The 13,195-nt window shown below is 39.2% G+C and carries 14 protein-coding genes; 13 read left to right on the top strand and 1 reads right to left on the bottom strand.

The window, feature by feature from the left end:
* Positions 1-229: 229 nt before the first annotated feature.
* From C9991_RS12455 to C9991_RS12385, 12 genes are all read left to right on the top strand, one after another.
* Positions 230-670 (top strand): hypothetical protein, encoded by a 441-nt coding sequence (locus C9991_RS12455; protein ID WP_106812868.1) that lies wholly within the window; start codon positions 230-232, stop codon positions 668-670.
* Between the two features lie 43 nt (positions 671-713).
* Positions 714-1,565 carry a hypothetical protein gene (locus C9991_RS12450; RefSeq protein ID WP_106812867.1) on the top strand — a complete coding sequence of 284 codons (852 nt, stop codon included), beginning with the start codon at positions 714-716 and terminating at the stop codon, positions 1,563-1,565.
* A gap of 393 nt (positions 1,566-1,958) precedes the next feature.
* The gene (locus C9991_RS12445; RefSeq protein ID WP_134843831.1) at positions 1,959-2,579 is read left to right on the top strand and encodes a hypothetical protein; all 621 of its coding nucleotides are present in this window, start codon (positions 1,959-1,961) and stop codon (positions 2,577-2,579) included.
* Positions 2,580-2,908: 329 nt separating this feature from the next.
* Entirely contained in the window at positions 2,909-3,697 is a 789-nt protein-coding gene (locus C9991_RS12440) for an immunoglobulin-like domain-containing protein (RefSeq protein ID WP_144007179.1), read from the top strand.
* A 567-nt stretch (positions 3,698-4,264) separates the two neighbouring features.
* The gene (locus C9991_RS12430) at positions 4,265-4,804 is read left to right on the top strand and encodes a hypothetical protein (RefSeq protein WP_198643816.1); all 540 of its coding nucleotides are present in this window, start codon (positions 4,265-4,267) and stop codon (positions 4,802-4,804) included.
* Between the two features lie 317 nt (positions 4,805-5,121).
* A complete protein-coding gene (locus tag C9991_RS12420; protein ID WP_106812862.1) occupies positions 5,122-5,328 on the top strand; it encodes a hypothetical protein in 207 nt (68 codons plus the stop codon).
* A 532-nt stretch (positions 5,329-5,860) separates the two neighbouring features.
* Positions 5,861-6,472, top strand: coding sequence for a hypothetical protein (locus C9991_RS12410; RefSeq protein WP_157949466.1), 612 nt, complete (start codon positions 5,861-5,863; stop codon positions 6,470-6,472).
* Positions 6,454-6,717: a type II toxin-antitoxin system RelE/ParE family toxin gene (locus tag C9991_RS17300; RefSeq protein WP_368356640.1), complete on the top strand. Its 264-nt coding sequence runs from the start codon at positions 6,454-6,456 to the stop codon at positions 6,715-6,717. Before C9991_RS12410 ends, C9991_RS17300 begins: the two co-directional genes overlap by 19 nt.
* Positions 6,718-6,719: 2 nt before the next feature.
* Positions 6,720-7,031: a helix-turn-helix domain-containing protein gene (locus C9991_RS12400; protein WP_106812858.1), complete on the top strand. Its 312-nt coding sequence runs from the start codon at positions 6,720-6,722 to the stop codon at positions 7,029-7,031.
* A gap of 731 nt (positions 7,032-7,762) precedes the next feature.
* The gene (locus C9991_RS12395) at positions 7,763-8,536 is read left to right on the top strand and encodes a hypothetical protein (RefSeq protein ID WP_106812857.1); all 774 of its coding nucleotides are present in this window, start codon (positions 7,763-7,765) and stop codon (positions 8,534-8,536) included.
* A gap of 14 nt (positions 8,537-8,550) precedes the next feature.
* Complete coding sequence (locus tag C9991_RS12390; RefSeq protein ID WP_106812856.1) at positions 8,551-9,309, top strand: arginase family protein; 759 nt, start codon at positions 8,551-8,553, stop codon at positions 9,307-9,309.
* A 139-nt stretch (positions 9,310-9,448) separates the two neighbouring features.
* On the top strand, positions 9,449-10,381 hold the full coding sequence (locus C9991_RS12385) for a DMT family transporter (protein ID WP_106812855.1): 933 nt from the start codon (positions 9,449-9,451) through the stop codon (positions 10,379-10,381).
* On the opposite strand, the gene C9991_RS12380 is transcribed toward C9991_RS12385, so the two are convergent.
* On the bottom strand, positions 10,378-11,394 hold the full coding sequence (locus C9991_RS12380) for a LacI family DNA-binding transcriptional regulator (RefSeq protein ID WP_106812854.1): 1,017 nt from the start codon (positions 11,392-11,394) through the stop codon (positions 10,378-10,380). The two genes, C9991_RS12385 and C9991_RS12380, sit on opposite strands and share 4 nt — an antisense overlap.
* A gap of 422 nt (positions 11,395-11,816) precedes the next feature.
* On the opposite strand from C9991_RS12380, the gene C9991_RS12375 reads away from it, so the two are divergent.
* On the top strand, positions 11,817-13,175 hold the full coding sequence (locus C9991_RS12375; RefSeq protein WP_106812853.1) for an MFS transporter: 1,359 nt from the start codon (positions 11,817-11,819) through the stop codon (positions 13,173-13,175).
* Positions 13,176-13,195 lie beyond the last annotated feature (20 nt).

Here is a 13,195-nt window from a genome sequence, read left to right as displayed (position 1 = left end):
AGAGAAACTAAAATCTCTACAAGACAAAGCAATATCGCTTGTGAGATAATAAATTTGGATTTGCGAAGTGGCTCAAGACATCACCCATCGGCAGACATTATTTATCAAGGTAAAAAATACGATACGGTCATAAATAAAAGAGACAGTTTACAGTTAGGATTCAACAACACCACGTTCTAATATTCACTTTCTGTGGATTGCAAATTCATAGGCTAAAATTAATACTACTATGGATAAAAAAGTAAAGCTAAGAGATATACTTGTAGATGTTGCTTTGCAATGGCAAGCAAGTTTTGGTATAGCTCCGTCTATTACGAGTTCAATTTCTGAATATGATGCAGCAATGTTGGTTGGTATGTCAGAGAAAGAATACTCTGATTACATGAGAGATAAAACTGCTGTTGCCAAAGGGACGGATTTCGTTTATAGAAATATAAGGTATCAAGTAAAAGCCAATCGTCCAAGCGGTAAAAAGGGAAGTAAAGTAACGATGGTTCCCAAAGCCTCGAACTACGAATGGGACAGGTTAATTTGGATATTATATGACAAGGACTATGTAATGCAAGAAGCCTGGGAATGGCATGTGGAAGACTATAAAATGGCATTTGAAAATAAAAAAAGATTATCTCCCGAAGACTACAGAAAAGGGCACTGCCTGTATCTTAGATAACAGAAAATCGTGGATTCAAAAAACCACAAAAACGAATAGCTTTATGATAGAAAAAATAATGTCTAAACTTGGAATGGTCGTTTTATGGTGCATTGTCATCATATATGGCATAGGTGTCATCACTCATATCTGCTCGGATATTTTCGGTGTGGTCGTGCTTGTCGTTTTGGCTGTTGTCTCGATTGCTTTTGTTCTCTTTGCCAAAAGATACAAAATATGGTTCAAGAGGCGAGTCAAGATGCTTAGTACGGTTTGTGAGAAGTCGCCCGATGATTCTTACATCATGCCCGAAGAAAAGTTTACCGAATCTTTTGATTCTGCCAACTTCTTCATACAGTACAAGCCTGAGACGAAGGAGTTCTTTTTCAGCAGCTACTATTACCTTATTTTTCCTGATTACGTCGAGATTTGGAGCAAGGCGGTGAATGAAGTCAAGATACTTGTCTCCAAGGAAGCCCCAGAAACAGAAGTTGAAGTGCATTCCGTAGGTCAGCTTGGCAAGTACTTCACGCTGATAATGTCTCCAAAGGATGCCAAGAAAAGTTTTTTGTTGTCCTTAGCTCATTTGTGCATCCGTCTGAGAAAACAACTTCCATGCAACAACAGAATATTGATATACAAGTTCTATTTCAAGATAAAGGTGTTCGACACGGTTTGCTATGGCGAGTTTGATTGCGTGAGAGTATCAAGGGCTATTACAATTTCTGCGGATGGCAACTATTGCGTAGCTAATGTCGAAATAGATGGTTGCTTTCCAGAAGATTTCATCAAACACAATCCTCCGATGTCCATTATCCTGCAATATGACTTGTATTCGATAGAAACCAATATGTTGGTTAGCAAAGAGGAATTCGATGCACATTGGGAGAAATGCAAAGATTTATGCGGATCATAATCATTGGAGAACGGTGAGGAGCTATTTTATTTGAAAGATTCCGGGGCAACTGTTTGTTCTCTACGAGTTAAAAAACTTCTTATAAGTAACACTATCTCAAATGTCTCTTTTGAAGACTTGGATAAATGGTGTAGTCTATACAAGAGTAAAATGTCACATGACAGGTCAATAACATCATCCCCAAGCGTTACAGTTGACAGTTTCCAAAAACGATTTTTTTTGCTGTACAGATAACAAATAACAGATAACAGTTTCCATAAACCATTTTTCGTTTCAAGCGTTAAATATTACTATTTGCACGGATAAATAAGTTAAAAAATGTGTTTTTCTGGATAGCAAAGAAAAAAAATAGTATTTTTGTGATATTAAGTCAAACCGTAAAATAACATGAGTATGAAAAGACTATTTTTTATGTTTCTTGCCCTCTTGTTGTGTGTAATGGTACAAGCACAGGACAATGTTGAAATTACCTTAAACAACGGAAATGTGGTTAAGGGAGTCACAAAAACTTTATTTATGCTTGATGATGGTGATGTCGTTGTTACTAAAGATTCCAACTCTAAAGAAAAGAAAGAATACAAATCTACAGAGATAAAGAGCATTAAGTACTACGATTCAAAATCTAAAAAGTGGATAAAGTTCGTTCCGCTTATGGCGCAAAAATCATTGCCAAGCGTTTGGAACAAAAATCCAAAACCATACAAAACTCCGATATTCCTCAAACCTGTGTATGAAGGGGAAAATGTGTCTGCCTATATACACTATATCTCAACAATAACAAATACCAAAACATTACATTTGGAAGGCACAAACTATGTTTTCTATTTTAAGGTAAAGAATGAAGATGTGGCAAAGGGTTATTGTATGGGAAGTAGTATTGGTGCGAAAATGTTGCTTAAAATTGTATTTAAGCCATATCCTGTGATGAAAGAAACTGTGTCTAATTTAGATACGAAAGAATTTTATAAAGATCCTATTTCGTTAATAAGGACTTTTGATAGTCTGTTGAAATAGAATATCTGTTTTAAGTATTCTAACTGTGTATAATTGTCATAAGGCAAAGTGATTTTTCCTTATGACAATTATTTTTTTTGCTTAAAAATTGCATGGTCTTATTTTATTTTTGTATTTTAGCAACCGAAAGAGTTGTTTGGCAAGTAAACATGTGTATATTGCAGAAGTTTGAACCATTGCCAGATCATTACCTCTATTGAGGAGATGCTCTCGTTTATTTCTGAAAAATGGATACAATTACTGTCTTGCAAATGTTTTCATCCTTGAAAAGAAATATACTATAAGAGTTCATATCTCTCTACATGTTAAATTATTAATTGCTGATAACTATGAGACTGAAGCCAAAACTCCTCAATGCAATAATATTAGGATTGACAATGTTCCTTTCAATGCAAACCACTTGTGCTGCTTGCAACCCATCAATGGCCATTCAGCAAAAGAAAGTGGCAACTGTTGGCAAAAAGAGGGTTGCCATTAGCAAAAAGAGAGTTGTCAAGAGCAAGAAGAGAACCTATCGCAAGGCTTCGGCGCGTAAATATTCGCATAGGGAACTGAACGCCATTATGCGGATACTTGAGCGGAAGTTCCTGTCGGAAGACAAGACCCCGGCCTTGCGAAATGTTGTTGGATTTGGAATGGGATCCAACTCCATTGATGTTGCGCTCCGTTGGAACACGAAGGAGAAGCAGCTGGAGTTTCGTAGGCAGATTTACAACTCGCCCGCCATCAGGTTTGAGGGCAAGTTGGACCCTATCATCGACAACAGGGAAGGCGTGAGCACCTACCAAGGCATCTCCCTCAAGGCGGAGAAGCCTTCCTATCCATTGGGCACCACGGAAATCAGATTCACGATTACCAACCATAGTGGCGAGGAATTTGTGTATGGCGATGCCTATAGCATCACAGCCCAAGGAGCGGATGGCAATTGGTTTGTTGTGCCCACCGATTGCTCGTTCACGGCCATCGGTCATGTTTTAAACGATGGTCAAAGCGGCACCATTACTGCCCATCTTTTTCCCGATATTCTTCCCAACAAACCAGGCGTTTACCGCTTTTTTTATGAGGATAGCATAGATGGTGAGAAGGTGCCTTTCATGGCAACCTTTGAGTTGAAGTAAATAAAAAGAATTGTTGCTTATGAAAATACTCTTCAGTTTATTGGCATTTTGTTTATTTGCCTCATGCGTCCATTCCCAAGAGGCGGTGGACACGGTAAGTGTGCGTGTACAATACAGAGTAAAATATAATGAACGTAATATGAAACTAAGAGATAAAGATACAAAGAAATATTTGCTATCCGTAGCCGTAAGTACGTTTGTTTCTTACGTAGTTACATTCATATCTTTTTATGGGAGAGTTTACTACGATATTATCGAGACTACTTGCGTTTGTATTTGCTTGTTGAATGTTGTTACGGCTTTGCTTGCTTGGAAGTTTGCTAAATCAAATAGCAAGATGTCTCTATTGGTATTGCATTGGGAGTTGGATACTCTTGCCATGTTGCCCTTAATGGGCTTCTCTATTTGGGCTATAACTGACGGAACTATCGCTTGCTTCTTTGCGATTATTCAATTTATATTGTTGGGAATCTTCAATCTCTTCACTGTCGGCTTGTCATTAGCCGTCTATTCTTTCATTCAGCATAAATGCAAGATAAGGTCGAATGATATAAATTAGTTTTGCTTATGAAACATTCTTTATTTGTCGTTTTCACGATAATTGTAATATCGTTGACATCATCGTCTTGTCCTACTCATCCTGTCTATATGGATGCCCGATTAGATGGTCCTTTGAATATAGTTCCAGATAGCTTCTATATGGAACGAAGCAAGGAATATAGGTTTGCCAGTGTCAATTTTAATTTTGGTGATGAAATGAGCGTATCTCTCCCTCTTATAGAAACCGATAAAGTCGATATGGGAGGAAAGACATTGCTTGATGAAGACCTCGACCAAGATTCCCTGACGAAGAGCGATTCTTTATACCGAAAATCCATCGAAGATGCTGATGGTACTTATATACTTCCTACAAAAGATTCGCTAAGAATCATTGCGCCGTCACATCCTCTTCATGGACTATACAAAATCACGTTTTTTAAGGTCAAACGTTATGCGCAAGAACACTATTTCGTGCGTATGTCAAATGATTCGACATACATCATTTGCGAGAAGTTCTTCTCTGGTTGGGACGTTGATGGCAATATACTTAAAAATTGGGAGAAATGAAAAGAAAACGAAAGAATATGGCTAAAAGGGAAACAGCCAAGACAAACAATGACGAATCCTATTACAAAAATTTCGTGATTCCATGTGTCATTTTTTTGGTAGGATATTTCTTTTCTGCACACAATGGTATCTGTTATTCGGACTTTACTTTTGTAGTCGTAATCCTATTCATTGTCGTTTTCGTAGTAGGAATAAAATGTCTCATTAAAAGCAAAATTAATTCCTATGCTATAGGATGGTGGACATTTTGTGTTTCTCTTGCATCGTTTTTTATCTTAAATGTGATATACACAGAATAGGAAGAAGCAAATTACTTTATGTCACAAGTTGAAGACGTAGCTTCTGAAGGTTATAAGTCTCCAGCGTCTATATTTTTTCAAATAGATGGTCAAGCAATCTGGTTGCCAGTTAGAAATGAGATTTCAATTAAAGAGAAACTCAAAAAAGAATCTGTGATCATTTGTGGACACTATAAAAGAGGACTATTCTCTTCTGTAATGATTATTGATTATCAGACAAATTGATAGAAACGAATATTCATTTTCTGTAGATTGCAAATCAGTAGAATAAAAACAATAAATATAAAAGATAAGCAAGGATGGTTGAGCATGATACTATATGTAAAAAAGGATTGTATGCCCTTTATTACGCTTTTTATGTTATAATAGAAGGAATTTTTAAAGTAAGTCATTCATGGAATCCCATAATCAGCATAGCGGAAATTATATCGCTTTTAGTAGCACTTCCACTAATTAACATAATTAGATTGCTATTTCTATGCTGGATGGATCTTGATATTCCTGTGAATACTGCAACAATAATTTGCATAATTATATGGAATGGTTTATACTGGTTGACATGTCATTATTATTTTCCTGCATACGAAAATATTGAACAAAAATTCCAAAAAGATAGTATGTTGTCCAAAATAGTTTTTGGGATGTTTGCGATTGCAGTTATTTGTATATCAATCTACATCAATTGTTGGCTATCAGAACTTTATATAACTAAATGGAAGATGCTTGGATAAAATTATATTTTAAAACTTTTGATAATATGAAATCATCAGAATTAAATAAGATAATGAGATTGCTTAATTTCCCTGATAGATTCAAGAAAAAGGGACGATTAGCATATTATACATTGACTCATAAGACTGGAGCAATTGTATTGGTTGGATTTTATTTAGATAATTCGATTGATCCCAATTCGTTCTTTGTTAACTATTTTGCTCAATGTCTTTATGTGCCATTTTGTACCTATAACTTTAGCTTAGGGGACAGAATAGGTTCTTATTGGCAAATAGACAGAATGCCAGATCTTCAAGACAAAATAAATAATTTTGATGTATTCAACGAACTGAATACATTTGAAGACTTTTTGGCAATATTGAAAAAGCATCCGTACTATGGCTTAAAAACAGGACGTGATGTGTATTTTGCTTTTACTAATTATATATTAAAAGATTATGGCAAATCAGAGTATTTCTTAGATAAAATAATCTCATTGAGAAAAAGAGATCACCACAATCTTTTTTCTTATGAAATAGAGAATGCTCAATTTCTGAAGGATTGCATTGAAAAATGCAATTATGATAAAGGAATTAACCAAATATTACTGTGGCAAGCGCAAACAATTAATGGACTCGGATTAAGACTTTCCATTTAGTAAAATCACAATATGTTGTTAGTTCAAAAATAGTAAAGAGCTTAGAGAATACGGACTTCTATGAACTCCGAATTTCCATCAGTTCCAACGAATACAGAACCATTCTGCTCGCAATTGACCATGACAATTTCATGCAAAGCAAAAATATACTTTTACTGAACTCGTTCTTGAAGAAAGATACAAAACAATATAAGGCTGAAATAAAAAAAGCCGAAAACATAGTTAAACGCTATTTGGAGGATTGAATATGTTGAAACTTGACAAAAACAAACTTGCCGGTCTCAAAACCTTTGACGACCATTTGCAGGAAAGATACGGTGACGAAAACAGTCCCGAGCGTAAAGAGTTTGAGGCAAAAACCAAAGCTTGGTATTATGCCGAACTCCTTAAAAACGAACGTAAACGCCAGAATGTAACACAGAAAGCATTGGCTGAAAAGATCGGAAAGAAACGCGAGTATATATCTTCACTAGAAAAGGGACAGACAGATATGCAACTCTCTACTTTCTTGCGCATTGCTGATGCTCTTGGTCTGCGCTTTTCTTTGGTGTTGGGATAGGAAACTAACCGGAGAAAGATATTGAAGTTGTGCTGGTGTATAAGTTTCTGCCGGAAGAGAAAAATAGAATTTGTAAGTATAAAACCGATTGAAACTGTTAGACATTGGGAGTCCACCAGCTTCAATCGGTTATAAATCCTTTAAATCATTTATTGGTAATACAATATTTTATGATACAAGCTATGATGTGAGCACATAAGGCTCCAATTAAGAACATACAACACATTCCCAACCAACTATTGGCTAAGGATGACACTTCGCAACCAACAGCAACAACCAAAATTATTGACCATCCCTCAATAGTGTTTTGGGCATAATCCGGAGAATACTTTTTTAGAAAGTGAAACATATTTGTATTTATTTGTCTCATTATTTTTCATATACAAAAGTACAAAAAAGATAGATAGGTAGATTTTTTTACAACAACAAAATAATCATACTTAACCTTTTCCATTAAAATCTCATATGGTTTTGCCTATACTTTAGGGATATTCCACCTTGTTTTTGCCTATGCTTTAGGAAAGTTTCACCTTGTTTTTGCCTATGCTTTATGGGAATTTTACTTAAGTTTTGCCCATGCATTAGGAAAATATCGTTATCTTTGCAGCAATAATCAATGATATAACTATTATGATACACAGACTTTTAATTGACGATTTGACAGAATGGAGCAAGCGTGAGAACCACAAGCTCCTTGTCTTACGTGGAACACATCAGATAGGAAAGAGCATATGATCATAACAGAACATTTTATTTGCGGTAAGCATGCAGCTGACGACTGCGAGGACGGTATTGTCACTACTAATGACTTTGCTGCTGTTATAGATGGCAGCACAAGCAAGACACCTACAAGGCTTGACTCTTCGATGAAGAACGGACGTTTTGCCATGCTGCTCATAAGCGAGTATATCAAGCAGATGCCGGCTGACTATACCATGTCTGACTTCTGCCGAGGCATAACGCTTCGCATTGCTGAAGAATATAATAAGCGCAGCATCGCTGAGCGTATGGCAGAGCATCCTGAGGAACGCCTCACGGCTTCTGCCATTATATATAGCAAAAGCAGAAAAGAAGTGTGGATGGTGGGCGACTGCCAAGCCATAATAGACGGAACGTATTACGACAACTCAAAGCCTTACGAGCAAGAGATAGCCATGCAGCGTGCCACTTTGATAAAGAACGGGATGTCGCCTAAAGATGCCCGACGCGCCATTGAGCCTCAACTGATAAAGGCTATGCTCGAAGGACAAAACCGACAGTATGCCGTAATTGACGGAACACCTATATATATGCCTGGCACTCGCATCGTTAAGGCATCACATTCCGTTGTGCTTGCATCTGACGGTTACCCTACTCTGCTACCAACACTAAAAGAAAGCGAAGAAGCCTTGGCAAAACATCTGGCTGACGATCCACAGAACATAGGCGAATTTGTTGCTACCAAGGGTCTGGTTGAAGGAAACGTAAGCTTCGACGACCGGGCTTACATCAAACTGACATTATAAATATTCTTTCGTTTATGAAAAATCAACTGCCTATTATACTTCTCAATTTCTCTGGCGTATACGATTACGAGTCGTTTGCCTCAAGCCAGAAGATTATCCACATCGACTGTCGTGGACTTAGTGGCGTTGACTGCTATTGTGACGAGGATGGAAGAAAAGAACTGCATCGCATTCTTGCTCCATATCCAGCTAAAGCTCTTCATTTTATAGATTCGGGCGACTATCATTATCTTACAGAATATTGGGTTTCCAGACTGCAAGAGCCTTTCTCGCTGATAGTGTTCGACCATCATCCTGACATGCAGCAACCGCAATGGGAGGGTGTCGTCTCATGTGGCGGATGGGTGACGGATGTATTGGAGAAGAATCCTTTTGTAAGGAATATCATCATCGTAGGCGCTTCGGATGAATTGATATCCCAAGTGCCCGTTCATCTAAGGGATAAAGTGATGTTCTACAGCCAAGCAGAAATAGACCATCATCAAGCATGGCCTTCAAAGGCTGGCAAGCTGATACACGAACCTGTCTACATCTCAATAGACAAGGACGTGCTAAGAAAGCAGGATGCTATTACAGATTGGAGCAATGGAGACATGAGCCTCATGCAGATGCAAGCCGTGCTGCGCATTATATATGCCCACGAGAAAGTAATTGGTGTGGACATAACAGGCGAATGTTCTGCCACGCTCGACTATCTTTCTGAAGTAAAGGACGCATCGGTAAACAACAGAGCCAATGAGGAACTGATGCAAATGATATTATCAGAAGGCTGATCTATCGCCTTGAGTATCCTTCTTCAAAGTGCACTCGTTGGCAACTCACGTTATATTAAGCACTACACCTTTCTTTTCTCCAATATATTTGGCTGTTACGATAATTCGAAGTACCTTTACATGCAAAAAAGATACTTTTATGGATAACAAGAAACAACCACTTATCGCTCATCTGTGTATGCTTTGCGCAGGAAGCTTTTGGGGACTTATGGCACCTATTGGAAAGGATGCTATGCAAAATGGCATTGATGGGTTTCACCTTGTGAGCTTCCGTGTTCTTGGCGGAGCTATTCTATTTTGGCTTACATCATTGTTTGCAAAGAAAGAACATGTGCCTGTGAAAGACATTCTGATGTTAGGATGCGCAGGACTGTTTGCTCTTGTCTTTAACCAATGTTGCTACACTATCGGCCTCAACATTACATCGCCAAGTAACTCAAGCATTATGACTACATCAATGCCTATCTTTGCTATGATACTGTCATTCCTAATACTTAAAGAACCCATTACATGGAAGAAGGCGGCGGGCGTACTGATAGGATGTACGGGAGCTATAATAATAATAACAACAAGTGCTACGGCGGGCAATGCTAAGGTGGGCAATATTTGGGGCGACTTGCTATGTGTATCGGCACAATTGTCGTTTGCTCTATATCTTGCGCTCTTCAAACCTTTGGTGCAGAAATACTCGCTTTTTACTGTAAACAAATGGATGTTTACTTGGGCTACGCTGCTGATATGGCCTTTTACATTTGGGCATATCATGGACATCAACTTTGCCACAGTACCTATAAGCACATGGTGGGAGACAGGTTTCGTGATATTCTTTGGTACCTACTTGGCTTACATATGCATGATGATGGGACAAAAGATATTGCGCCCTACGGTGGTAAGTGTATATAATTATGTGCAACCTATTGTGTCGGTAAGTGTAAGCGTAGCCGTTGGTCTTGCAGTATTTAAAAGCACTCAGGCTATAGCAGCAGCATTGATATTCTCGGGTGTTTGGCTTGTAGTGAAATCGAAATCAAAACACGACATGGATATAAATAAGGAGAAGACAAACTGTTAATGATTAATCGTTGATTCCCTTTCTACTATTTCGCCCCTCAACACAACATCTTCTACGGGCTTGTCGCTGCCTGACATATTCTGCATAAGCAGTCGGCAAGCCTCTATAGCCATTTGCTCCACTGGTTGTTCAACAGCTGTTATAGTTGGATGAACAAGTGTACAAAGAGTGGTGCCCGACACACAACAAACGCATACATCATCAGGTATACGCAGACCTCTTTTCTGAATTACGCTCTTTGCACCTATGAGTGCTGTCTCTGTAAATCCGAACACCGCATCAAATGGTATATTCTTGTCAAGGAAATTGCCCATAACACTACTACCCTCTTCGGCACTTAACGCTGGATCTAAAACAAGGTCTGGATTATAGGCTATATGGAATTTCTCAAGTGCATCGCGATAACCACGCAGACGCTCGTAACCATTGCGTATGCGCGAAGGTCCTGGGATATGAACTATTTGCTTGCAACCACTACGGATGAGCTGTTCAACCATGAAGAATGACATTATATAATCGTCAAGCCTCACTTGCGAGGCCTCAACATTCTCAACTGTACGGTCGAAGAACACTACAGGAATGCCAAGTGACACAATACGTCGGTAGATATCGGCATTGCGGTTCTTGTCGCATACGCTGATAAGAAGTCCGTCTACCATACAACGCTCCATCATATCTATATTATCACGTTCTTGAGTATAGCTCTCGTTAGATGACGCTATAAGCACGTTGTAGCCATGATTGCGCAATATAGCCTGTACGTGGCTGATGAAGGTCATATAAAAAGATGTAACTATCTCGGGAATTATGATGCCTATATTGTGTGAGCTTTGCTTGCGCAAGCTCACAGCCATCTCATTGCGATGATATCCCATGCGGTGTGCTGTCTCGATTATGAGTTGCATAGTTTCTGCCTTCACATTCGAAGAGTCGCCCGAAAGGGCACGAGATACTGTTGACTTGGAAATACCGAGTTCGTTGGCTATATCATTTATGGTGATATATTTCGACATTATCGTTGTTTTTAGCTATTACAGAAATGATAATGCAAAATTAGCAAAAAGTTTTGGTATCGAGAAGAAAGATAAGTGTAAACTAAGTTATAGAGGACACCTTAAGTAACAGTTCAGAATAATCTTTACATATAGTAGGAGGGTATGGCATCCTTGCCATACCCACTAAATTGGCTGTACAATCATGGCAGAGTGGGTATGGCAGGGATGCCATACCCTCCTACTGATTGCCGCTCATATATAAAGATAAATATGAACACATACTTATTTATATATATAGACAAATAGACTTTTTGGGAACGGTTGCGCAAATCGGGAACGGTTGCGGGAACGGTTGCGCAAAAAGTCTGATATTTTCGTGTTTTTTTTCTTGCGTAAAAGCATTAACTTTGCGTCAGAAAATAACAAAAGCCTAAAAGAATATGAATACTACCTCAAACAATGGCCGTGTGCCATTCATCAGCAAGATTGCCTATGGAATGGGCGATGTAGGCTGCAACTTCAGTTGGATGTTCGTAAGCAACTTCCTTATGATTTTCTACACCGACGTGTTTGGCATCGGAATGAGCGCAGTAGCCACACTTATGCTCGTATCGAGAATATGGGATGCCGTGAACGATCCTATCATCGGAACCCTTACCGACAAGACCCACACACGTTGGGGACGTTTCCGTCCTTGGCTTCTGTTCGGAGCTCCTATTACAGCTATTATACTTATGCTCACATTCTGGGCACATCCCGACTGGAGCCAGACTGCAAAGATTGTGTATATGGCTGTTACCTACTGCATCTTGGTGCTTGGCTACACTTGCGTCAACCTGCCTTACGGCACACTCTGCGGAGCTATGACACAGGACATTGACGAGAGAGCTAAGCTCAATACAAGCCGCTCGGTGAGCGCAATGATTGCCATCGGTGTGCTGAATATCATAACCGTGCCTTTAGTTACATTCTTGGGTAAGGGCAATGCACAGTTCGGCTATTTGGCAGTAGCTATAATATATGGTATAATATTCGCCGCCTGCCATCTGTTCTGTTTTAGCAAAACAAAAGAGGTGGTTGAGGTGCCCGTGGGACAGAAGTTGCCTCTTTCGGTACAGCTTAAGTCGGTACTTAAGAATCGCCCTTATCAGCTTGCCATCCTCGGACAGTTTCTCTTTGGATTCATCCTCTACGGACGCAACGCCGACATCCTCTACTACTTCACCTACGTTGAAGGTTCGGCAACACTGTTCAGCTACTATTCCATGGCTATTATATTGCCGTCAATAGCAGGAGCCGCATGTTTCCCGTGGATATTCCGCAAGACTGGCAACAAGGGTTATGCAGCAGCCGTTTTCGCTCTACTATGCGGAATATTCATGGCAATGCTCTATTTCTTCAGTCCTAACACGTCGCCTGTTGAGTTCTACGTTTGCTCGGCAATAGCCTGGTTCTTCTTCTCGGGTTTCAACACAGCCATCTATGCCGTAATACCCGATTGTGTGGAATATGGCGAATGGAAGACGGGCATACGCAACGATGGTTTCCAGTATGCTTTCGTATCACTTGCCAACAAAATGGGCATGGCTCTCGGCACAGCAATGTTTGCCTTGGCTCTTGACTCTGCAGGATATGTAGCAGGAGCTGAACAGAATGCAGATGTGATTGCAATCATGCGCCATACATTCTCTACCATCCCCGGTGCGCTATGGGTTGTTACAGCCTTATGTCTGTGCTTCTACAAGCTCCACCGCCATGTGTACAACAAGATTGTAGAGGAACTGAGAAAAGTAAAATAGTAAAAGAGTAAAAAAGTAAA

The organism is Prevotella merdae, from assembly GCF_900290275.1.
Lineage (GTDB): Bacteria > Bacteroidota > Bacteroidia > Bacteroidales > Bacteroidaceae > Prevotella > Prevotella merdae.
This window is presented reverse-complemented; position numbering and strand designations above follow the sequence as displayed.

Bases quoted from the DNA above. Each gene is read 5' to 3' on its own strand.
- C9991_RS12455 (WP_106812868.1), top strand. From the start codon at position 230: ATGGATAAAAAAGTAAAGCTAAGAGATATACTTGTAGATGTTGCTTTG.
- C9991_RS12450 (WP_106812867.1), top strand. From the start codon at position 714: ATGATAGAAAAAATAATGTCTAAACTTGGAATGGTCGTTTTATGGTGC.
- C9991_RS12445 (WP_134843831.1), top strand. From the start codon at position 1,959: ATGAAAAGACTATTTTTTATGTTTCTTGCCCTCTTGTTGTGTGTAATG.
- C9991_RS12440 (WP_144007179.1), top strand. From the start codon at position 2,909: ATGAGACTGAAGCCAAAACTCCTCAATGCAATAATATTAGGATTGACA.
- C9991_RS12430 (WP_198643816.1), top strand. From the start codon at position 4,265: ATGAAACATTCTTTATTTGTCGTTTTCACGATAATTGTAATATCGTTG.
- C9991_RS12420 (WP_106812862.1), top strand. From the start codon at position 5,122: ATGTCACAAGTTGAAGACGTAGCTTCTGAAGGTTATAAGTCTCCAGCG.
- C9991_RS12410 (WP_157949466.1), top strand. From the start codon at position 5,861: ATGAAATCATCAGAATTAAATAAGATAATGAGATTGCTTAATTTCCCT.
- C9991_RS12400 (WP_106812858.1), top strand. From the start codon at position 6,720: ATGTTGAAACTTGACAAAAACAAACTTGCCGGTCTCAAAACCTTTGAC.
- C9991_RS12395 (WP_106812857.1), top strand. From the start codon at position 7,763: ATGATCATAACAGAACATTTTATTTGCGGTAAGCATGCAGCTGACGAC.
- C9991_RS12390 (WP_106812856.1), top strand. From the start codon at position 8,551: ATGAAAAATCAACTGCCTATTATACTTCTCAATTTCTCTGGCGTATAC.
- C9991_RS12385 (WP_106812855.1), top strand. From the start codon at position 9,449: ATGGATAACAAGAAACAACCACTTATCGCTCATCTGTGTATGCTTTGC.
- C9991_RS12380 (WP_106812854.1), bottom strand. From the start codon at position 11,394: ATGTCGAAATATATCACCATAAATGATATAGCCAACGAACTCGGTATT.
- C9991_RS12375 (WP_106812853.1), top strand. From the start codon at position 11,817: ATGAATACTACCTCAAACAATGGCCGTGTGCCATTCATCAGCAAGATT.